Genomic DNA, 21,445 nt, shown 5'->3' on the forward strand with positions numbered 1-21,445 from the left:
GGAACTCCAGGAAAGGGGTACGGAAGGCGGCGTCAGCGGCCGAGACGGTGCAGGGCGTTCACCCGCAGCGCGCGCAGCAGCGCGGGCGGGGAGACGAACTCCTTCACGTCGATGAGCCGTCCGGCGAACCGCTGGTGGTGCCGGGCCGCGGCGGCGTCGCGCGCGGCGGCGGAGAGCAGGAGCTTCTCGAACGGGTTGAACGGGCGGACGGAGGCGTAGTCCTCCATCAGCTTGTGGTGGCCGTCGAGGGCGGAGCGGTGCCTGCGCCCGTACTCCTCGAGCCCCTCGCCGGGTCCCCGGACGGAGGCCTCGGCGAGCCACTGCGCGGACTGCAGGGCCCAGCCGATGCCCACGCCCCACACGGGGTCGGTGGCCAGCGCCGCGTCGCCGACGAGCGCGAGGCCCGGACGGTGCGGCTTGCGGTAGACGTTGGGCAGGTCGAACGTGCCGACCACCTTCGAGACCCGCTCGCCCTCGTCGATGGGAGGGGCGTCGGGCAGTGCGCGGATGAAGCGCTCGTAGGAGCCTTCCATGTCGCGCCGGAAGGCCGCGGAGTGCTTCTCCTTGGCGGGGGAGCAGGCGACCACCGTGATGTCGCCGTCGTTGGGGAAGGCGAAGGCGGTGTCGGGGTCGAGGAACCACACCCGGCTGGGCGCGGGGGGAAGCCCCCGGTACTGGGCGAAGAACCCGAGCCTGTTGTTGGCGCTGACCCTGGCGGGCAGGCCGCTGTGCGCGGCGACGGTGGAGTTGCGGCCGTCCGCGCCGACGGTGAGCCGGGCGGTGACGGTCCGCCCGCCGGTGCGCACTCCGGTGATCCGGCCGTCCTCCTCCAGCAGGCCGGTGACCTGCTCGCCGAGCATCAGGTCGACGCCCGGCGTCTCGGCGGCGGCCCGCCGCAGGACCGGGTCGAGCGTGGAGCGGCGGACGTTGAGCCCCCGGGGCAGCGGGGGGCCGCCCGGCTCCGGGCGGGGCCGGATCCAGCCCCACGGCGTCCACAGCTCGGTGACGTGCCACCGGGCGCCGGCGGCCTCCAGCTCCGGCAGCACTCCCAGTGTCTTCAGGACGGGCAGGGCGCCGGGCTGGAGGGTGTGGGTGCACAGCACCTTGTGGGCGTCCATGCCGGTGCGCTTCTCCAGCAGCGCGACCCGCGCGCCCTGCGCCGCGAGGAGCATCGCGGCCGCGCAGCCGGCCGTGCTCGCCCCCGCGACGACGACGTCGTATTCGCCGGACAAAAAGCTCTCTCCCCGATTGTTACTCCTTGGTAGGGGGTAAGCCTGCCGGGCGTGATCATGCTCGGTCCAATACCCATTGGGTACTGACCGGTAATACTGTGCCGGTATGTCAGTTGATCTTCGTCTGATGCGCTACGTGATCGCGGTCGCCGACGAGGGCGGCTTCCAGAACGCCGCGCGGAGACTGAACATGGCCCAACCACCACTGAGCAGACAGATCCGTGACCTGGAGCGGCAGCTGGGGGTCGCGCTCTTCGAGCGCAGGCCGACCCGCCTCACCGAGGCCGGCCGGCAGTTCGTCGCCAGCGCCCGCAGGATCGTCGAGGACGCCGACCGGCTCGTACGGGAGCTGGGCCGAGACGACCTCGCCGAACCGGCGGGCACCGTGCGGCTGGGCTACCTGCCCGCCGCGGGGTTCGACACCGTCCCCGAGCTGACCCGGGTCCTGGCCGAGGAGCACCCGGGCATCACGCTGGAGGCGGTGAAGCACTGGGCGCCCGACCGCGCCCTCCTCGACGGGGAGGCGGACGTGGTGCTGACGCGCTGCGCGCCCGCGCACGCCCGGCTCGCCCGCCGGACCCTGCGCAGGGAGCACCTGGTGGCGCTGCTGCCCGCCACCCACCCCAAGGCCCTGTCCGGAGGCGTGGCGCTGCGCGACCTGCGCGGCCACACCTTCTGCTACTTCCCCCGCCGCCGCGCGCCCGCCTACCACGACGCGGTCCTCGAGGCGCTCTCCAGCACCGGCGAGGACTTCACCGTCTGGGAGCACCCGATCCCCAACGACCCGCTGAACTTCACCGTCATCCCGTCCTCGACCATCCCCCACGTCCCCGACGGCCTGGCCGTCGTCCCGTTCACCGACCCGCTCCCGGACTTCGACCTGGAGCTGCTGTGGAACGCCCGAGCCGCCGAGCCGGTGACCGAGGCCGTCGTGGCCGCGGCACTGCGGCTGGCCCGCCGGGAGGGCTGGATCCCCGAGAACCCCTGGACGTGAGTCCCTGAGGAGGCGTGCCCCGGTGCGCCTCCCGTGTTGTGCCCTGGGTCACTTTGTCCTATCTTCTGTCGAAGCGTTTCGAATCGAAGCGATTCGATTATCGGGGGCTGACCCACCCCAGGAGGACCCCATGGGAAGAAAGACCAGGCTCGCCGCCGTGCTCACGGCCGGCGCGCTGGCACTGTCACTGGCCGCGTGCGGCGGCTCGGACCCGGCGGAGTCCGGTGCCAAGGAGCTGCGGTTGTGGCATTACGAGAGCCCTGACGGCGCGATGGGCCAGGCGTGGGCGGAGGCGATCAAGCGCTTCGAGGAGTCCCACCCCGGCGTGAAGGTCAAGTTCGAGGAGAAGTCCTTCGAGCAGATCCAGCAGAGCGGCTCGATGGCGCTGAACTCCGCCGAGGCCCCTGACATCCTGGAGTACAACAAGGGCAACGCCACCGCCGGCCTGCTCGTCCAGCAGGGCCTGCTCACCGACCTGACCGAGGAGGCGGGCGAGCGCGGCTGGGACGAGCTGCTCGGCCCGTCCCTGCAGACCACCGCCAAGTACGACGACCGCGGGGTCATGGGCGGCGACCGCTGGTACGGCGTCCCCAACTACGCCGAGTACGTGATGGTCTACTACAACAAGGACCTCTTCGAGAAGCACGGCGTCGAGGTCCCGACGACCATGGACGAGTTCACGCGGGTGCTCGACGCCTTCGCGGCCGAGAAGGTCACCCCGATCGCCACGGCCGGCGCGGAGTACCCGGCCCAGCAGATCATGTACCAGCTCGCGCTGAGCAAGGCCGACCGCGCGTGGGTCGACCGGTTCGAGCTCTACAAGGGCGCCGCCGACTTCAAGGACGCCGCCTGGACGTACGGCGCGACCACCTTCGCCGACTGGGTGAAGAAGGGCTACATCGCCAAGGAGTCCGCCGGCATCAAGGCCGAGGACATGGGCACGTCCTTTATGAAGGGCGACTACCCGATCGTGGTCTCCGGAAGCTGGTGGTACGGCCGCTTCCAGACGGAGATCAAGGACTTCGAGTGGGGCAGCTTCCTGTGGCCCGGCAACGACCTGCACGCCGGCTCCAGCGGGAACCTCTGGGTCGTCCCGGAGAACTCCGACGCCAAGGACCTGGCCTACGACTTCATCGACATCACGATGAGCAAGGACATCCAGAACATCCTCGGCAACGCCGGCGGCGTCCCGGTCGCGTCCGACCCCGCGGCCATCGAGGACCCCAAGTCCAAGGAGCTCATCGAGAACTACAACAAGCTGGCGAACGGCGACGGTCTGGCCTTCTACCCCGACTGGCCCGCGCCCGGCTACTACGACGTCATGGTCTCCGGCACCCAGAAGCTGATCAACGGCAGCTTCACCCCGGAGCAGTTCCTGGAGTCCCTGGCCGGGCCCTACCGGGAGCACGTCGAGGACAACGGCCTTGGCGAGTGACGTGAAGTCCCGTGAGCGGACGGCGGCCCGCCCGCCGTCCGCGCGCGGCTCGTACGCGCTCTACCTGGTCCCCAGCGCCGTCCTGTTCGCGTGCGTGATCGGCCTGCCGTTCCTGATGAGCGTCGGGCTGAGCTTCACCCGCTGGCGCGGCGTGGGGGACCCGGAGTTCATCGGGCTGGAGAACTACCGGAAGCTGCTGGAGGACGACCGGTTCTGGCAGTCCTTCCAGAACAACGTCGTCCTCATCATCGCGATGGCCGTCATTCCGACCCTGATCGGGCTGGTGCTGGCCGCGGCGATCTTCGACTTCGTCTCCAAGCACTACGGGCAGCGGCCCGCCAGCGCCCTGCGCGCGGCCTTCTACCTGCCGCAGGTGCTGCCGGTCGCGGTCGCCGGCGTGGTGTGGACCTGGATCCTGCACCCGACGTACGGCGCGCTCAACGAGCTGCTCGGCCTGGTCGGGCTCGAAGGCCACGACTGGCTCGGCGACGAGTCCACCGCGCTGTTCAGCGTCGGCGGCATCCTCGTCTGGCTGCAGATCGGCTATCCCGTGGTCATCTTCATGGCGGGCCTGCAGCGGGTCGACCCGGCCCTGTACGAGGCCGCCCAGCTGGACGGCGCGGGCTGGTGGCGGCGGTTCCGGCACATCACCGTGCCGCAGATCCGGCCCGAGGTCTTCGTGGTGCTGCTGACCTGCACCATCGCCGCCCTCAAGGTGTTCGGCCCGATCTACGTGCTCACCAGGGGCGGGCCGGGCGGGTCGACCAACGTCCCGTCCTACTTCTCCTACCAGAACTTCTTCCAGAAGGCCCAGGTCGGTTACGGCTCGGCGATCGCGACCGTGCTGACGCTGGTCATCGTCGCGGTGACGTTCGCGTTCCTGCGCGCCCAGGACCGAGGGGAGCGGTCATGACGGCCATCAGGCGCGGATCCGTGCTGGCGGCGCTCGCCGTGCTGGCGGTCGTGATGCTCGTGCCGTTCGCGATCGTGGCGATGAACGCGGTCAAGACCCCGGCGGACTACTCCTCCGGCGGCCCGCTGGCCCTGCCCGAGAGCATCCACTTCGACGCCCTGCGTGCGTTCTGGGACCGTGTCGACTTCGGGCAGAAGTTGTGGAACAGCGCCCTGATCAGCGCCTCGGTCGCGTTCTTCGCGGTCGTCCTGTCGGTGCTGAACGCCTACGCGCTGGGCATCGGCCGGGTCAAGGGCCGGCTGTGGATCATGGTGCTCTTCCTGGTGGCCAACACCCTCCCGCAGGAGCAGCTGGTCTACCCGCTGTACTACCTGGCCAAGGAGACCGGCCTGTACGACACCAGGCTGAGCATGATCATCATCTTCACCGCGATCCAGTCGGCCTTCGGCACCTACCTGCTGTCGTCGGTGTTCGGCACGTTCCCGCGCGAGCTGCTCGAGGCCGCCCAGCTCGATGGCGCGGGCCGCTGGCGCACGCTGTGGCGGGTCGTGGTCCCGATGAGCATGCCGACGCTGACCGTGCTGATGGTCTTCTTCTTCATCTGGACCTGGAACGAGTTCTTCCTCCCGTTGATCTTCCTCATCTCCAACGAGAACCAGACCGTTCCCGTCGCCCTCGGCGTCACCGCCGGCGACAAGTACATGGACGCCACGATGCAGAGCGCCGCCTCGCTGCTCGGCATCCTCCCCGCGATCGTCTTCTTCCTCATCTTCCAGCGGACGCTGACGCGCGGCATCACCGTAGGAGCCATCAAGTAATGAAGTTCACCGACGGATACTGGCTCATGCGCGAGGGCGTGCAGGCCTCCTATCCCGCGGAGGTCCTGGACGCCCAGGCGGGCCCCGGCAGCCTGAACGTGTACGCCCCCGTCACCCGGATCCGGCACCGCGGCGACCTCCTCAAGGGCCCCCTGCTCACCTTCGAGTGCGCCGCGCCCCTGGCGGACGTGATCAGCGTCCGGGTCACCCACTTCGCCGGCGGCGCGGACCGCGGCCCGCGCTTCCCGCTGGACACCGTTCCGGTCGAGGAGCCGGGGAGGATCACCGACGAGGAGGCGACGCTCACCTCGGGCGCGCTGACCGTCCGGTTCCGCAAGGACGGTCCCTGGCGCATGGAGTTCGAGGCGGACGGGCGGATCCTCACCGGCACCTCCGCCAAGGCGACCGCGATGCTCGACGCCCCCGAGGGCCGCTTCATCCGCGAGCAGCTCGACCTCGGCGTCGGGCAGCACGTGTACGGGCTGGGAGAGCGGTTCGGGCCGCTGGTCAAGAACGGCCAGACGGTGGACGTGTGGAACGCCGACGGCGGCACCGCCAGCGAGCAGGCCTACAAGAACGTCCCGTTCTTCCTCACCGACGCCGGCTACGGGGTGTTCGTCAACCACACCGGGCACGTCTCGTTCGAGGTGGGCTCCGAGGCGGTCTCGCGCGTCCAGTTCAGCGTGGGCGGCGAGTCCCTGGAGTACCTGCTCATCTACGGGCCGACGCCCAAGGAGATCCTGCGCAAGTACACCGCCCTCACCGGGCGGCCCGCGAAGCTGCCGGAGTGGTCGTTCGGCCTGTGGCTGTCGACGTCGTTCACCACCTCCTACGACGAGGAGACCGTCACCTCCTTCCTCGACGGGATGGCCGAGCGCGACCTGCCGCTGAGCGTCTTCCACTTCGACTCGTTCTGGATGCGCGAGTTCCACTGGTGCGACTTCGAGTGGGACCCCAGGACGTTCCCCGATCCCGCCGGGATGCTGCGCAGGCTCAAGGAGCGCGGCCTGAAGATCTGCGTGTGGATCAACCCCTACATCGCGCAGCGGTCGCCGCTGTTCGCCGAGGGCAAGGAGAAGGGATACCTGCTCAGGCGGCCCGACGGCGGCGTCTGGCAGTGGGACCTGTGGCAGCCCGGCCTGGCCGTCGTCGACTTCACCAACCCCGAGGCGCGCCGCTGGTGGGCGTCCAAGCTCGAGGCGCTGCTCGACATGGGAGTGGACTGCTTCAAGACCGACTTCGGCGAGCGCATCCCCACGGACGTCGTCTACCACGACGGATCCGACCCCGAGGGCATGCACAACTACTACACCCAGCTGTACAACGAGACGGTCTTCGAGCTACTGCGCGAGCACAAGGGCGAGGACGAGGCCGTCGTGTTCGCGCGGTCGGCGACCGCCGGAGGCCAGAAGTTCCCGGTCCACTGGGGCGGCGACTGCGAGTCGACCTTCCCCGCGATGGCCGAGAGCCTGCGCGGCGGCCTGTCCCTCGGGCTGTGCGGTTTCGGGTACTGGAGCCACGACATCGGCGGCTTCGAGGGGACGCCCGACGCCGAGCTGTTCAAGCGCTGGATCGCGTTCGGCCTGCTGTCCTCGCACAGCCGGCTGCACGGCAGCGAGTCCTACCGGGTGCCGTGGGCGTTCGACGAGGAGTCGGTGGACGTCCTGCGCCACTTCACCGAGCTGAAGCTCTCCCTGATGCCCTACCTGCGCGAGGTGGCGCGCGAGGCGCACGAGGACGGCGTGCCGATGATGCGGGCGATGGTCCTGGAGTTCCCCGAGGACCCGGCCTGCGCCACGCTCGAGCTGCAGTACATGCTCGGCTCCGACCTGCTGGTCGCGCCCGTCTTCGATCCTTCGGGCGACGTGTCCTACTACGTGCCCGAGGGCGAGTGGACCCGTCTGCTGACGGGGGAAAAGGTCGCCGGGCCCCGCTGGGTGAAAGAGAATCACGGGGTGCTGAGCCTTCCGCTGCTCGTCCGCCCGGGCGCGGTCATCCCCCTGGAGGACAGATGAGACGTTTCCCCGAGGGCTTCGTCTGGGGGGCGGCCACCGCCGCCTACCAGATCGAGGGAGCCGTCGCCGAGGACGGCCGCGCGCCGTCCATCTGGGACGGCTTCGGCCCGATCGCGAACGGCGACACCGGCGAGACGGCCTGCGACCACTACCACCGGTACCGCGAGGACCTCGGGCACCTGGCCGACCTCGGCGTGGGCTCCTACCGCTTCTCCGTCTCCTGGCCGCGGGTCCTGCCGTACGGCAAGGTCGAGCGGCGCGGCCTGGACTTCTACTCCCGGCTCGTCGACGGGCTGCTGGAGCGCGGGATCGAGCCCGCCGCCACCCTCTACCACTGGGACCTGCCCCGGGAGCTGGAGGAGCGGGGCGGCTGGACCGACCGCGACACCGCCCACCGGTTCGCCGAGTACGCCGCCGTCGTGGCCGAGGAACTGGGCGACCGGGTCCCGACCTGGATCACCCTCAACGAGCCGTGGTGCTCGGCCTTCCTCGGGCACGGCACGGGCGAGCACGCGCCCGGCCGCCGGGACCCCGAGGCCGTCTTCACCGCGGCCCACCACCTCAACCTGGCGCACGGCCTGGCCGCGCGGCTGCTGCCCGGACGCAGGGGGGTCACCCTCAACCCGCAGGTGCTGCGGGGGCCGGACGCCGCCGCGGTGCGCCGCGCCGACGCCGTCGGCAACGGGGTCTTCTTCGGCCCGCTGCTGTCCGGCGCCTATCCGGAGGAGCTGTTCGCGCACACCGCGCACCTCACCGACTGGTCGTTCGTGCGCGACGGCGACGTGGAGACGATCCACGCCCCGCTGGACTTCCTCGGGGTGAACTACTACACCACGACGGTCGTGGCGCCCGGCGGCACCGGCCGGGCGGACTTCCCCGGCTGCGAGGACCTGGCGTTCTCGGCCGAGCCGGGGCCGGTCACCGACATGGGGTGGACGATCGAGCCGTCCGGCCTGACCGAGCTGCTGCTGCGGCTGTCGCGGGAGTACCCGGGCCTGCCGCTGGTGATCACCGAGAACGGGGCGGCGTTCCCCGAACCCGTCCGCGACGAGGGGCGGATCGGCTACCTGCACGGCCACCTCGGCGCGGTCCTGGACGCGATCGAGGCGGGCGCGGACGTCCGCGGATACTACGTGTGGTCCCTGCTGGACAACTTCGAGTGGGCCTTCGGCTACGGAAAGCGGTTCGGCATCATCCACGTCGACTACGAGACCCAGCGCCGCACCTGGAAGGACAGCGCCCGCTGGTACCGCGACGTGGCGGCATCCGCAACCCTGCCGGACGCCTGACATGAGCGAGAAGAGGCGGAAGAAGAGCCCGGTCAAGATCACGGATGTGGCGCGGCGGGCGGGGGTGTCGCCCAGCACGGTCTCCTACGTGCTGTCGGGCAAGCGGACCATCTCCGAGGAGACCCGGCGGCGCGTCCAGGAGAGCATCGAGGAGCTCGGCTACCAGCCGCACGCCGGGGCGCGGGCGCTGGCCAGCAGCCGCTCGAACGTGCTGGCGCTGATGCTGCCGCTGCGCCCGGGCATCCACGTCCCGGTCGTCATGCAGTTCGCCGCCTCGGTGGTGACCGAGGCGCGCCGGCACGACCACGACGTCCTGCTCCTCACCCAGGAGGAGGGCGTCGCGGGACTGCGCCGGGTCGCCGGCAGCGCCCTGGCGGACGCGCTGATCGTGATGGACGTCCAGCTGCACGACGAGCGGGTGCCGCTGCTGCGGGAGCTGGACCGGCCGTCGGTGCTCATCGGCTTTCCCGCCGAGCCGTCCGGGCTGACCTGCATCGACCTGGACTTCCGGGCGGCGGGCGCGGCGTGCGTCGACCACCTGGCGGCGCTCGGCCACCGCTGCGTCGACCTCGTCGGCTCGCCGCCCGAGGTCTACCGGCGGGGGACGGGTTTCGCCCAGCGGGTGATCGAGGGCTTCCAGGAGTCCTGCGCCGCGCACGGGATCGAGTCGACGATCCACCCGTGCGAGGCCACCCCGGAGGCCGCGCGCGCCGTGGCCGAGCGGCTGCTGGCCCTGCACCCCGGCCTCACCGCGGTGGTGGTGCACAACGAGCCGCTGGTGGAGCCGCTGGTCGCGGCCTTCGCGGACCTGGGCCTGCGGGTGCCGCAGGACCTCTCCGTGGTCGCGCTGTGCCCGGACGAGATCGCCGAGCGCACCGCGCTGCCGCTGACCTCCGTGGCCATCGAGGCCCACGAGGTCGGCACCCGCGCGGTCGACCTCCTCATGGCCAAGCTGGACGGCCTCGACGTCCCCGAGGCCACCCTCCTGCCGCCCCGGCTGACGGCGAGGGCCAGCACGGCCCCTCCCGGCCGCAGGGGCTGAGAGAGCGGAGGCGCCGTACCGGGAGGGGTGCCCGGTACGGCGTCTCCGGCGTGCCGTGTCCTTCACGCGATGGATAATCCGGTTTCCTCACTGCGATCTTCACGCAAGACTGGGGCGATGACCGAACTGCGGCTGCCCGAGATGGGCCTCGTGTTGCTGATCGGAGTGTCGGGGTCGGGCAAGTCCCACTTCGCGGCCCGGCATTTCAAGCCGAGCCAGGTGGTCTCCTCCGACCGCTGCAGGCTGGTCGTCTCCGACGACGAGAACGACCAGTCGGCGACGGGCGACGCCTTCGACCTGCTGCACCACATCGTGGCGACGCGGTTGCGGCGGGGACTCCTCACGGTGGTGGACGCCACGAACGTCCAGCCGAAGTCCCGCGAGGCGCTGCTGCGGATCGCCAGGGACCACGACGTGCTCTGCGTGGGCATCGTCCTGGACGTGCCGGAGGCGCTGGCCAAGGCGCGCAACGCGCTGCGGCCCGAGCGGCAGCTGCCCGACCACGTCATCCCCCGGCAGCGGCGCGAGCTGCGCCGCGGGATGCGCGGGATCGGCCGCGAGTTCAAACGCCACTACGTGCTGGGCGACGAGGCCGAGATCGACGCGGTGAGCATCGTCTACGAGAAGTCGTGGACGGACAAGCGCGAACTCACCGGCCCGTTCGACCTCATCGGCGACGTCCACGGCTGCCGGGCCGAACTGGAGGCCCTGCTCGCCGAACTGGGGTACGAGCTGCGCCGCGACGAGCAGGGCCGGCCGGTCGGCGCGCACCACCCGTCCCGCCAGGCCGTCTTCCTCGGCGACCTCGTCGACCGGGGCCCCGACACGCCGGGTGTGCTGCGGCTGGCGATGGGAATGGTCCGCGACGGCGATGCCCTGTGCATCCCGGGCAACCACGAGAACAAGCTGCTGCGCGCCCTGCGAGGGCGCAAGGTGACCGTCTCGCACGGCCTCGCCGAGTCGCTGGAGCAGCTGGAGGCCGAGACCGAGGAGTTCCGCCGCGAGGCCGTGCGGTTCATGGACGGTCTCATCAGCCACTACGTCCTGGACGGAGGGCGGCTCGTCGTCGCGCACGCCGGGCTCAAGGAGGAGTACCACGGCCGTGCCTCCGGCCGGGTGCGCTCGTTCGCGCTGTACGGCGAGACGACGGGGGAGACCGACGAGTACGGCCTGCCCGTCCGCTACCCGTGGGCCGGCGAGTACAGGGGCAAGGCCATGGTCGTCTACGGCCACACCCCTGTGCCGGGCCCCGAGTGGACCAACAACACCCTGTGCGTCGACACCGGCGTGGTCTTCGGCGGCAGGCTCACCGCGCTGCGCTACCCGGAGAAGGAACTGGTCTCCGTCCCCGCCGAGCGGGTCTGGTACGAGCCGGTCAAGCCGCTCCTCGCGGCGGAGCAGGAGTCCCAGGAGGGCGCGCACCGGGAGATCGACACCCTGCGCGTCACGGACGTGCTGGGCTCCGGCGGGGTGGAGACCGCGCTGATGGGCCGGGTCGCCGTGCGCGAGGAGAACGCGATGGCGGCGCTGGAGGTGATGAGCCGGTTCGCGGTGGACCCGCGCTGGCTGGTCTACCTTCCCCCGACCATGGCCCCCGTGGCGACGTCCGGCCTGGAGCACTACCTGGAGCACCCGGCTGAGGCGTTCTCCGCCTACCGCGCGCAGGGGGCCCGCCACGTGGTCTGCGAGGAGAAGCACATGGGCTCCCGCGCGGTCGTGGTCGTCTGCCGGGACGAGGAGGCCGCCCGCGCGCGGTTCGGTGTCGACGACGGCTCCACGGGCGCCGTCCACACCCGGACGGGCCGCGCGTTCTTCTCCTCCGGCGACATCACCGAGGAGTTCCTCGCCCGGGTCCGCACGGCGGTGACGAAGGCCGGCCTGTGGGCGGAGCTCGACACCTCGTGGCTGGTCCTGGACTGCGAGCTGCTGCCGTGGTCGGCCAAGGCGGAGGAGCTCCTGCGCGTGCAGTACGCGGCGACCGGCGCCGCCGCGCGCACCGCCCTGCCCGCCGCGGTGTCGCTCCTGGAGCGGGCGAAGGCCCGCGGCCTGGAGGTGGACCCGCTCCTGGAGCGGGTCACGGGCAGGGAGCGCAACGCCGCGCTCTTCAGCGACGCCTACGCCCGCTACTGCTGGCCCACCGACGGCCTGGACGGGGTGCGGCTGGCGCCCTTCCAGCTGCTGGCCACCGAGGGCCGCTCCCACGTGGACGGGATCGCCGACCACCGCGCCCACCTGGAGCTGGCCGACCGCCTGGCCGCGGCCGACCCGTCGGGACTGGTCCGGCCCACCGCGGCGCGTTTCGTGGACCTGGCCGACCCGGCCTCGGAGGCGGCCGCCACCGAGTGGTGGCTGTCCCTGACCGAGGCGGGCGGCGAGGGCATGGTCGTCAAGCCGCTGGACGCCGCGCCCGCCACGGGACCGGACCGCCGGGACCTCGTCCAGCCGGGCCTGAAGGTGCGGGGCCGCGAGTACCTGCGCATCATCTACGGCCCCGACTACACCGACCCGCACCAGCTGGTCCGGCTGCGGGACCGCTTCCTCGGCCGCAAGCGCTCCCTGGCGCTGCGCGAGTACGCGCTGGGCGTCGAGTCCCTGGCCCGCCTGGCCGGGGGGGACCCGCTCTGGCGGGTGCACCAGGCGGTCTTCGCGGTGCTGGCGCTGGAGTCCGAGCCGGTCGACCCCCGGCTCTGAGCCCGGGAACGCCGGAGGGCGGCGCCGCAAGGCGCCGCCCTCGTGCCGCCGGATCCGGGGGGACCGGGGCAACCCGGTCTACCGGGGATCAGGTCGAGAAGAGCATGCCGAAGAGGCTGCCGCCGTGGTGGCGGGGGTGGTGGTGGTGGACCACCTGCTGCGCGGGCGGGGCCGCCCAGCCGGGCGCGGCGGCCGGCGGCGGGGGGGTCGCCTGGCGCCACTGGCTCTCGATCCGGGCGAGGGTCTCCAGCTCGCCGTAGTCGAGGAAGATCCCGCGACACATCTCGCACTGTTCGATGTGGACCCCGTTACGGTCGAAGGTCCGCATCGTGCCACGACACTTCGGGCACTGAAGCATTTCCGCCACCTTTCCAGCACGGCTCCGGCCGTGGCAGGAGTTTTTTGTTGGCACCCTACGCCATCAACATGGGGCGAGGCTGCCAATACGGTCACACGTGTCGATAAGGGCTGTCTCGTACTCGTCGAGCGGCCGGTTCTCGTCCACAGCATGTGAGACGCAGCGGGCGGCCGTTTGGATCGCCAGAGCGCGGGCCGGAATGTCGAGTCTGTCCCAGGGGTCGCCGGTCAGGGCCGCCCCGCCGTGCCCGCGGTAGGCGTCCAGGAAGCGGGACCAGATCTCCGGCGCCAGGACGCCCGAGGCGAAGAACGCGGCAGGGCGGGCCAGGTCCCAGACCGGGTCGCCCCGGCCGAGGTCGTCCAGGTCGATCAGCCGCCAGGCGCCGTCGTGCCGGACCAGCTGGCCCAGGTGGAAGTCGCCGTGGACCAGCCGGGCGGGGCCGTCCGGTTCCAGGACCGGCGGCAGGGCGGCGTAGGCGCGCCGGACGACCGGGGTGGCGGGGTGGTCGGCGGGCAGGTCCCTGGCCAGGACCTCGTGGACCCGGATCGGCGCCCGCTGCCGCGGCAGCCCGGGGGGCAGCGGCCGGGAGTGCAGCTCGGCCAGCAGCCGGGCGGCCTCCTCCCAGGGCACGGCCGCCGGGTCGGCGGGGTCGACCGGCAGCCCGGCGGGCCAGACCGACACCAGGCGGCCGGAGATCCGGCGCACCGGCCCCAGCGGGGCCAGCAGGAGGTCGGGATGGGCGGCGGCGACCGCGACCCGGGCCTGCAGGCCGGTGGTCCCGGCCCGGTGGGACTTGACGACGATCTCGCCGACACGCATCACCAGGACGTCGTGCCGCTGGTAGAGAATGGCGGGATCGCCGACCCCGCCCGCGTCCCGGGCCACTTCGGTGAGTAGTTCCCGCACCCCTCCAGTCAATCATTCCGCCGTATACCGTGAAGGGAACACCTCGGAATCCAGGTGAATGGCAAACGAGTCATGACACACTGGGGCCGACTGTGTCATATCGTAACCGGGGGGTAGTGATCGACTACTGTGAGTGGATCACTCGCGGGCGCGCTGGTGTGACGGTCGTCTCGCTGAGTAAGCTCCCCCGAACCGTTCCTCTGCCTAGGAGTTGAAGAGATAGTGCCCGGTCGTCGTGAACCGGAGGGCGCGGCCCTGGCCATCGCCCGCGGTGCCGGACCCTGGCTGGTCCCCGGGCTCGCCGGAGCGGCGGGCGCCGTTCTGCTGAGCCGGAAGTCGCGGTACCGCGCCCTGGTGGGCACCGCCGCGGCGGCCACCGCCGCGGGCCTGACCTGGTTCTTCCGTGACCCGCCCCGCCATGGCACCGGCCGGGTGCTGTCCGGAGCCGACGGGAAGGTGCAGAGCATCGACCCCTGGCCCGACGGGCGGACCCGGGTGGCGGTCTTCATGAGCCCCCTGGACGTGCACGTCAACCGGGCGCCCATGGCCGGCAAGATCCTCTCCGTCGAGCACGTCGCGGGCGGCCACGTCCCGGCGTTCGACAAGGAGAGCGACCGCAACGAGCGGGTCGTGTGGCGCTTCGAGACCGAGATCGGCGAACTGGAGTGCGTCCAGATCGCCGGGACCGTGGCCCGCCGCATCGTGCCCTACCTGGAGGACGGCGCCACGGTGGAGCAGGGCGAACGCCTCGGCCTGATCCGCTTCGGCTCCCGCTTCGATGTTTACCTGCCGCCGGGCGTCCGCCCCGCGGTCGTCGTCGGACAGAGGACCCGGGCCGGTGAGACGCGACTTGTCAGCGATTGAGCCGGAGGCGGTCCCCACGGAACGGCTCTCCCCCGCGGACTTCCTCACCCTGGGCAACGCGCTGTGCGGGATCGCGGCGCTGCGCAGCATCATGGTGCAGGGGGACTTCCGGGGCACGGACGAGCACTTCTTCGCCGGGGCCGTCCTCCTCATGCTCATCGGGGCGATCTGCGACCTCTTCGACGGGCGCATGGCCCGCCGCTGGCGCAGCACCCCCTACGGACCGCACCTGGACAACCTCGCCGACGTGATCACCTTCGGTCTGGTGCCCGCCGCGATGACCCTGGCCTGGGCCGGGTTCGCCTCCCAGTGGGCGCTGCCCGCGATGGCGGCGGCCGCGGCGTTCTTCCTGGCCATCGTGGTACGGCTGGCCCGGTACGTCACCGCGGCGCCGGAACCGGGGATCTTCCGCGGCATGCCCGCGCCGTTGTGCGCGTTCACCGTGGTCTCGATCATCGTGCTGTCGCCGCCGATCCCGGTGGCGCTGGCGGCGATCGCCTGCGTGGCGGCCCTGGCGGTCAGCCGGCTGCCCTTCCCCAAGCCCAGCAGCCGCACGCTCGCCGGGATGATGGTGGTCTGGGCGGCCGTCGGCGGCCTCTCGGTCGTCGCCTGGGCCGCGGGCATGCCCGGCGGCGGGGAGTGGATGCGCTTCACCGCGGCCACCGAGCTGCTGGCCGCCTGCACGATCCCGGTGATCATGCTCAGGCTGCGCCGTGCCATGCGGGTGGCGCACGCCGTCCCGCGCACCCGGCGCCGGACGCTGCGCCGCCCCCGCAGGGTGAGCGTCCGCCGCCGCCGCGCCGGGGAACGGGTGAAGACCGGCAGGCGCTGACCCGCCCGCGATCCGCCCGCGTACCGCAGCAAGCCCCCGCCCCGGCCCTCCCGGCCGGGGCGTCTCTTTTCCCGGAGGCCGACCATCGACGCCATCGCACTGGTGGAGGAGCACACGATCTTGTCCGTCGTGACCGGCTCCCGCGCCTACGGCCTGGACACGGCCGGCAGCGACGTCGACCGCAGAGGCGTCTTCGTCGCCCCCACGGAGCTGTTCTGGCGGCTGGACAAGCCGCCCACCCATCTGGACGGCCCGCTCCCCGAGCAGTTCTCCTGGGAGGTCGAGCGCTTCTGCGGGCTGGCGCTGGAGGCCAACCCCACCGTCCTGGAATGCCTGTGGTCGCCCCTGGTGGAGAAGACCACCCCGCAAGGGGAGGAGCTGCGCGCCCTGCGCCCGGCCTTCCTCTCCCGCAAGGCGCACCGGACGTTCCTGCGCTACGCCGAACGGCAGTTCCAGCGCGCCACCCCGGCCGACGGCGGCCCGGTCAAGTGGAAGCACGTCATGCACCTGCTGCGCCTGCTGATCTCCGGCCGGCACCTGGTGGAGACGGGCGACCTCCTCGTGGACGCCACGCCCTACCGGGAGGGCCTTCTGGCCGTCCGGCGGGGCGAGCGGACCTGGGAGGACGTCGCCGCCTGGCGCGACGAGCTCCTCGCCGGCCTGGACGCCGCCCTGGCCGCGACCCCGCTCCCCGAGGCCCCGGACCGCGCGGCCGTCGAGGAGTTCCTGATCTCGGTCCGGAGGAGGGCCCTGTGAACCTTGCCGAACTGCCCGAGGACGTCTGCCCCTATCCCCGCGTCTTCGTGACGGTCAGCGGGGCGCACCTGTACGGGTTCCCCTCGCGGGACTCCGACCTGGACCTCAGGGGCGTGCACCTCCTGCCGCCCGAGGAGGTGGTCGGGCTCGTCCAGGGGCCGGAGACCCTCACCTGGATGTCGCAGGACCGCCAGACCGACCTGGTCACCCACGACCTGCTCAAGTTCTGCCGCCTCCTGCGCAAGCGGAACGGCTACGTCCTGGAGCAGCTCCTGTCGCCCCTGGTGCGGGAGACGACCCCCGTCCACGAGGAGCTCATCGCCCTGGCCCCGCGCCTGCTCACCAGCCACCACGCCCACCACTACCTGGGCTTCGCCCGCACCCAGTGGCGGCTGCACGAGAAGACCGGCGAGCTCAAGCCCCTGCTCTACACCTTCCGGGTGCTGCTCACCGGGATCCACCTGATGCGGACGGGCGAGGTCCTGTGCGACCTGAACGAGCTGGAGGGCGGCCCGGCGTACCTGCCGGAGCTGATCGGGCTCAAGCGCTCCGCCGAGCACGTCGCGGCGCCCGCCGGGGACTTCGCGCCGGACGTGGCGGCGCTGCTGGCCCGGCTGGAGGACGAGCGCGCCGCCTCGCGGCTGCCCGAGGAGCCGCGGGACGGCGCGGCCCTGCACGACCTCGTCGTCCGGATCCGGCTGGCGGAAAGGGGGGACTGACCGCCCGGAGCCGTGCTTGAATGTTCAAGTAAACGGCGCCGGAGGTCAGCCGCCGTCCACCGGGCCCGTCCGGGCAACGGGCCCGGTGGACCTGCGCACCACCAGCTCGGGCCGGTACAGCAGCTCGCCGCGCGGCACCCGGTTGCCGCCCAGCTCCTCCAGCAGGTAGCCGACCGCGGTCATGCTCATCTCGCGGACGGGCTGGCGGATCGTGGTGAGCGGCGGGTCCAGGTAGGGCACCAGCGGGGAGTCGTCGAACCCCACCACCGACACGTCCTCGGGCACCCGCAGGCCGCGCTGCCGGGCGGCGCGGATCACGCCGATCGCCAGGATGTCGCTGCCGCAGCAGATCGCGGTGCAGCCCTGGTCCAGCAGCCGGGAGGCCGCCGCCTGGCCGCCCTCCACGGTGAACAGCGAGGGCGTGATCAGCTCGTCGGCCGCCGCGGCGTCCATGCCCAGACCCGCCGCCAGGGCCCTGCGGAAGCCCTCGGCCTTGCGGATGGAGGGCACGAACCGCTCCTGGCCGAGCGCCAGCCCGATCCGGGTGTGGCCGAGCGAGATCAGGTGCTCCACGCCCAGCTCGATCGATGCGCCGTCGTCGTTGGAGATGAACGGCGCGTCGACGCCCTCCCGGTAGCCGTTGACCAGGACCAGCGGCAGCCCGCGGTCGGTCAGCCTGGTGTAGCGGTCCAGCGTGGCGGTGGAGTCGGCGTGCATGCCGCTGACCACGATGATCCCCGCGACGCCGCGCTCCAGCAGGAGGTCGGTGTAGTCGTCCTCGCGGATCCCGCCGGGGGTCTGGGTGCACAGCACCGCGGTGTACCCGGACGTGGCCAGCGCCGTCTCGATCACCTGGGCGAACACCGGGAACACCGGGTTGGTCAGCTCCGGGACGATCAGCCCGATGAGCCCCGCCCGCTGCGGGCGCAGCCGCGGCGGGCGCTCGTACCCCAGGACGTCCAGCGCGGTGAGCACCGACTGCCGCGTCACGGTGGAGACGTTCGGCTTGCCGTTGAGCACCCGGCTCACGGTCGCCTCACTGACCCCCGCCTGCGCCGCGATGTCGGACAACCGTGTCGCCATGGGCCTCAATCTACCGCCCACGCGGGCCGCCCTCGGGTTCGATCCACCAGACGGCACTGTCGGCGGGCAGCCACACCACGTCGCCCTCGCGCCGGAAGCCGCCGCTGGCCAGCACGACCTCGCCGGCGCAGGGCAGGGCGACCTCCTCGCCGGTGAGGTTGACCTGGCAGTGGAAGCCCGGCTCGCGGCGCAGGGACAGCGTGCCCTCGGGGCAGGGCTCCCAGGCCAGCGAGCCGTCGCCGAGCGCCGGGTGCTCGCGCCGGAAGGCCAGGGCGGCGGTGTAGAGGGACAGCGTGGAGGACGGGTCGGCGCGCTGGGCCTCGACGGTCAGGCCGCTCCAGGCGGGCGGGATCGGCAGCCAGGTGCCCTCGCACTCGCCGAACCCGAACGGGGGCAGCTCGCCCGACCAGGGCAGCGGCACCCGGCAGCCGTCGCGCCCGGCGTCCGCGCCCCGGCCGAGCTGCGGGTCGGTCAGGAACTCCGGCGGGAGGTCGAGCACCTCGGGCAGCCCCAGCTCCTCGCCCTGGTACACGTACGCCGAGCCCGGCAGGGCCAGCATGAGCAGCGCCGCGGCGCGGGCCCGCCGCAGGCCGGCCTCGCCGCCGCCGTAGCGGGTGACGTGGCGGCGCACGTCGTGGTTGGACAGCACCCACGTGGACGGGGCGCCCACGGAGCCGTCCGACGCCAGCGAGAGGTCGATGACCTCGCGCAGGGAGCCGGCGTCCCAGTCGGCGCCCAGGAAGAAGAAGTTGAACGCCTGGTGCAGCTCGTCCGGGCGGACGTACCGGGCGAGCCGCTCGGTGGTGGGCGCCCACGCCTCGGCGACGCCGATCCGGTTCCCGGGGTAGGAGTCCAGCAGCCGCCGCCAGGAGCGGTGGATCTCGTGGACCCCGTCCTGGTCGAAGTAGGGCAGCGGGTCGTTGCCCAGCATCCGCGACTGGTCGGGGCGCCCGACGTCCGGCAGGCCCGCGGCCTTGATCATGCCGTGCGCGACGTCGATGCGGAAGCCGTCCGCGCCCAGGTCGAGCCAGAACCGCAGGACGTCCTCGAACTCCGCGCGGACCTCGGGGTTCTCCCAGTTGAGGTCGGGCTGCTCGGGCGCGAACAGGTGCAGGTACCACTGGCCGTCGGCGACCCGGGTCCAGGCGGGGCCGCCGAAGACCGACTCCCAGTCGTTGGGCGGCTCCTCGCCCCTGCCGTCGCGGAAGATGTAGCGCTCGCGGGCGGCGGCGTCGCCCGCCAGCGCCTCCTGGAACCAGGCGTGCCGGTCGGAGGTGTGGTTGGGCACGATGTCGACGATGATCCGCAGGCCGAGCCCGTGGGCGTCGCGGATGAGGGCTCGGGCGTCGTCCAGGTCGCCGAACAGCGGGTCCACCCGCCGGTAGTCGGCCACGTCGTACCCGAAGTCGGCCATCGGCGAGGCGAAGAACGGCGTCAGCCACACGGCGTCCACGCCCAGCGCCGCCAGGTACGGCAGGCGGGCCCGGACGCCGGGCAGGTCGCCGATCCCGTCGCCGTTCCCGTCCGCGAAGCTGCGGACGTAGACCTGGTAGATCACCGCGTCGCGCCACCAGCGGTCGGTCTCGCGCGCGGTGCTCCGGACGCTGTCTGTCTGAGCGGTCATGAAGAAGTCCCCCCGGGGATAGGAGCGGTCTGGGAGTGCGGCAGGGCTACTTGACGCCGCCTGCGGTGAGGCCCGCGACGATCCGGCGCTGGAAGACGAGCACCAGGACCACCAGCGGCACCGTCACCACCACGGCGGCGGCCATCTGGGTGCCGAAGGGCTGGTCGAACCCGCTGACGCCGGTGAACTTGGCGATGGCGACCGTGGCGGTCTGCATCTCTTTCTCGTTGACCATGCTGAAGGCGATGATGAATTCGTTCCAGGCCATGATGAACACGATGATGGCGGTCGTGAAAACCCCCGGCGCGGCCAGAGGAATGATGATTTTGCGGAAGGCCTGGCCGCGGGAGCAGCCGTCGATCATCGCCGCCTGCTCCAGCTCGAACGGCAGCTGGCGGAAGAAGACCGTGAGGTTCCAGACGGCCAGCGGCAGGGCGAAGCCCAGGCTGGGCACGACCATCGCCTGGTAGGTGTTGATCCAGTCGATCTCGGTGAACAGTTTGAGCAGCGGCACCACCTGGGAGATGCCGGGGAACATGGAGGTCGCCATGATGACGCCGAGCACCGCGTTCTTGCCGCGGAAGTCCAGGCGGGCCAGCGTGTAGGCGGTGAAGACCCCGATGAGGAGGGTCAGCACGGTGGTCGCGCCGGCGACCAGCAGGCTGTTGGCCAGCGCCCGGACGAACTCGTTGCCCGGGGCGAAGACCGCCTCCAGGTTCTCGGTGGACCACGGCGACGGCCACGGGCCGGAGTCGAACTGGTCGGACGGCCGGCGGAACGCCGAGACGACCATCCAGTAGAACGGCGCCAGGCAGAAGACCAGGATGAGGGCGACGCCCAGGTAGGGCAGAGCCTTACGCCTCACGCCGCCACCTCCTTTCCGGTCTGCTCGGGTTTCCTCGACCGCGCCTCGCCGATGACGTCGGCGCCCAGCACCTTGACGAAGGTGTAGGCGATCACCGCGATGTAGAGGAACAGGATCGTGGCGTAGGCGGTGGCCACGCCGTAGCGCAGGTTCCCCGCCTCCATCCACGCGAGCATCGACAGGGTCTCGACGGAGTCCTTGTTGGCGCCGACGAGGACGAAGGGCAGGTCGAACATGCGCAGGGTGTCGAGCATGCGGAAGAGCACGGCGACGACCAGTGCGGGCCTGACCAGCGGCAGGGTGATCAGGCGGAACTGCTGCCAGGCGCTCGCGCCGTCCACCTTGGCGGCCTCGTAGACGTCCTTGGGGATCATCTGCAGTCCGGCCAGCACCAGCAGGCCGATGAACGGCGAGGTCTTCCACACCTCGGCGACGACGATCGCGAGCTTGGAGGCGATGCCGTCGGCGGTCCACAGGATCTCCTGTCCCAGCAGGGTGTTGGCGACCCCGTCCGGCTGGAAGATCCACCGCCACAGCAGGCCGGACATGGCGGTCGGCACCGCCCAGGGCACCAGCACGCTCGCCCGGATCAGCGCCCGGCCGCGCAGCGCCTGGTGCATGATCAGCGCCAGCCCGACGCCGATCGCCGTCTCCAGGACGACGGCCGTGACGGTGAAGAACGTGGTGTTGGAGAAGGCGTTCCAGAACGCCTCCCCGCGCTCGCCGCTGAACAGCGCGGCGTAGTTGTCCAGGCCGACGAACCGCTCGCCCTCGATGACGAAGCCGTTCTCGTCCAGCCCTTCGGCCTGGGCGAACAGGGACTCCCGGATGCCCGAGAGCACCGGGTAGCCGACGACGAGCGCCAGCACCAGGAAGGTGGGGGAGAGCAGGAGCAGCGCCAGGCGCCGCGAGGTGTTGCGCGCCTGGCCGCCCGGCCGGGGAGCCCGCGCCGGGCGGGCGGCGCCGCCGGGGGACTTGTCGAGGATGGTCGCCATGGGTCTCTCTCTCG

General features: G+C 71.7%; 19 protein-coding genes. 12 read left to right on the plus strand and 7 right to left on the minus strand.

The window, feature by feature from the left end:
* Positions 1–32: 32 nt before the first annotated feature.
* Entirely contained in the window at positions 33–1,232 is a 1,200-nt protein-coding gene (locus C2865_RS30465) for an NAD(P)/FAD-dependent oxidoreductase (protein WP_106402060.1), read from the minus strand.
* A gap of 106 nt (positions 1,233–1,338) precedes the next feature.
* On the opposite strand from C2865_RS30465, the gene C2865_RS30470 reads away from it, so the two are divergent.
* The 8 genes from C2865_RS30470 to C2865_RS30505 all read left to right on the plus strand — a co-directional run bounded on the left by C2865_RS30470 (position 1,339) and on the right by C2865_RS30505 (position 12,429).
* A complete protein-coding gene (locus C2865_RS30470; RefSeq protein ID WP_106402061.1) occupies positions 1,339–2,226 on the plus strand; it encodes a LysR family transcriptional regulator in 888 nt (295 codons plus the stop codon).
* A 130-nt stretch (positions 2,227–2,356) separates the two neighbouring features.
* Positions 2,357–3,661, plus strand: a complete 1,305-nt coding sequence (locus C2865_RS30475; protein ID WP_106402062.1) for an ABC transporter substrate-binding protein — start codon at positions 2,357–2,359, stop codon at positions 3,659–3,661.
* Positions 3,651–4,574 (plus strand): carbohydrate ABC transporter permease, encoded by a 924-nt coding sequence (locus C2865_RS30480; protein WP_106402063.1) that lies wholly within the window; start codon positions 3,651–3,653, stop codon positions 4,572–4,574. Before C2865_RS30475 ends, C2865_RS30480 begins: the two co-directional genes overlap by 11 nt.
* Positions 4,571–5,392 carry a carbohydrate ABC transporter permease gene (locus tag C2865_RS30485; RefSeq protein ID WP_106402064.1) on the plus strand — a complete coding sequence of 274 codons (822 nt, stop codon included), beginning with the start codon at positions 4,571–4,573 and terminating at the stop codon, positions 5,390–5,392. The genes C2865_RS30480 and C2865_RS30485 overlap by 4 nt, the downstream gene beginning before the upstream one ends.
* On the plus strand, positions 5,392–7,407 hold the full coding sequence (gene yicI / locus C2865_RS30490) for an alpha-xylosidase (RefSeq protein WP_106402065.1): 2,016 nt from the start codon (positions 5,392–5,394) through the stop codon (positions 7,405–7,407). The genes C2865_RS30485 and yicI overlap by 1 nt, the downstream gene beginning before the upstream one ends.
* Positions 7,404–8,696, plus strand: coding sequence for a GH1 family beta-glucosidase (locus tag C2865_RS30495; protein ID WP_106402066.1), 1,293 nt, complete (start codon positions 7,404–7,406; stop codon positions 8,694–8,696). Before yicI ends, C2865_RS30495 begins: the two co-directional genes overlap by 4 nt.
* A 1-nt stretch (position 8,697) precedes the next feature.
* Positions 8,698–9,738 carry a LacI family DNA-binding transcriptional regulator gene (locus tag C2865_RS30500; RefSeq protein WP_106402067.1) on the plus strand — a complete coding sequence of 347 codons (1,041 nt, stop codon included), beginning with the start codon at positions 8,698–8,700 and terminating at the stop codon, positions 9,736–9,738.
* A gap of 117 nt (positions 9,739–9,855) precedes the next feature.
* A complete protein-coding gene (locus C2865_RS30505; RefSeq protein WP_106402068.1) occupies positions 9,856–12,429 on the plus strand; it encodes a polynucleotide kinase-phosphatase in 2,574 nt (857 codons plus the stop codon).
* Between the two features lie 88 nt (positions 12,430–12,517).
* Here the strand turns inward: C2865_RS30505 and C2865_RS30510 are convergent, their stop codons facing one another.
* Both C2865_RS30510 and C2865_RS30515 read right to left on the minus strand, forming a co-directional pair.
* Positions 12,518–12,787 carry a TFIIB-type zinc ribbon-containing protein gene (locus tag C2865_RS30510; protein ID WP_106402069.1) on the minus strand — a complete coding sequence of 90 codons (270 nt, stop codon included), beginning with the start codon at positions 12,785–12,787 and terminating at the stop codon, positions 12,518–12,520.
* 63 nt (positions 12,788–12,850) lie between these two features.
* The gene (locus C2865_RS30515; protein WP_232835888.1) at positions 12,851–13,693 is read right to left on the minus strand and encodes a phosphotransferase family protein; all 843 of its coding nucleotides are present in this window, start codon (positions 13,691–13,693) and stop codon (positions 12,851–12,853) included.
* Between the two features lie 222 nt (positions 13,694–13,915).
* Here C2865_RS30515 and C2865_RS30520 point away from each other — a divergent pair, with 222 nt between their 5' ends.
* From C2865_RS30520 to C2865_RS40290, 4 genes are all read left to right on the plus strand, one after another.
* Complete coding sequence (locus C2865_RS30520) at positions 13,916–14,557, plus strand: phosphatidylserine decarboxylase (RefSeq protein ID WP_232835889.1); 642 nt, start codon at positions 13,916–13,918, stop codon at positions 14,555–14,557.
* Positions 14,544–15,389 (plus strand): CDP-alcohol phosphatidyltransferase family protein, encoded by an 846-nt coding sequence (locus tag C2865_RS30525; RefSeq protein ID WP_157963958.1) that lies wholly within the window; start codon positions 14,544–14,546, stop codon positions 15,387–15,389. Before C2865_RS30520 ends, C2865_RS30525 begins: the two co-directional genes overlap by 14 nt.
* Before the next feature lie 120 nt (positions 15,390–15,509).
* Positions 15,510–16,145, plus strand: coding sequence for a nucleotidyltransferase domain-containing protein (locus C2865_RS40285; protein ID WP_269802755.1), 636 nt, complete (start codon positions 15,510–15,512; stop codon positions 16,143–16,145).
* On the plus strand, positions 16,142–16,864 hold the full coding sequence (locus tag C2865_RS40290) for a nucleotidyltransferase domain-containing protein (protein ID WP_198653720.1): 723 nt from the start codon (positions 16,142–16,144) through the stop codon (positions 16,862–16,864). The genes C2865_RS40285 and C2865_RS40290 overlap by 4 nt, the downstream gene beginning before the upstream one ends.
* A gap of 45 nt (positions 16,865–16,909) precedes the next feature.
* On the opposite strand, the gene C2865_RS30535 is transcribed toward C2865_RS40290, so the two are convergent.
* From C2865_RS30535 to C2865_RS30550, 4 genes are read right to left on the minus strand one after another with little or no spacing between them, the layout of a single operon-like run.
* Positions 16,910–17,947, minus strand: a complete 1,038-nt coding sequence (locus C2865_RS30535; RefSeq protein WP_106402071.1) for a LacI family DNA-binding transcriptional regulator — start codon at positions 17,945–17,947, stop codon at positions 16,910–16,912.
* A gap of 10 nt (positions 17,948–17,957) precedes the next feature.
* Positions 17,958–19,571: a glycoside hydrolase family 13 protein gene (locus C2865_RS30540; RefSeq protein ID WP_106402072.1), complete on the minus strand. Its 1,614-nt coding sequence runs from the start codon at positions 19,569–19,571 to the stop codon at positions 17,958–17,960.
* Between the two features lie 46 nt (positions 19,572–19,617).
* On the minus strand, positions 19,618–20,436 hold the full coding sequence (locus tag C2865_RS30545) for a carbohydrate ABC transporter permease (protein WP_198653721.1): 819 nt from the start codon (positions 20,434–20,436) through the stop codon (positions 19,618–19,620).
* Complete coding sequence (locus C2865_RS30550; protein WP_106402073.1) at positions 20,433–21,431, minus strand: carbohydrate ABC transporter permease; 999 nt, start codon at positions 21,429–21,431, stop codon at positions 20,433–20,435. The genes C2865_RS30545 and C2865_RS30550 overlap by 4 nt, the downstream gene beginning before the upstream one ends.
* Between the last annotated feature and the right edge of the window lie 14 nt (positions 21,432–21,445).

The sequence above is a fragment of the Actinocorallia populi genome, from assembly GCF_002995495.1.
Lineage (GTDB): Bacteria > Actinomycetota > Actinomycetes > Streptosporangiales > Streptosporangiaceae > Actinocorallia > Actinocorallia populi.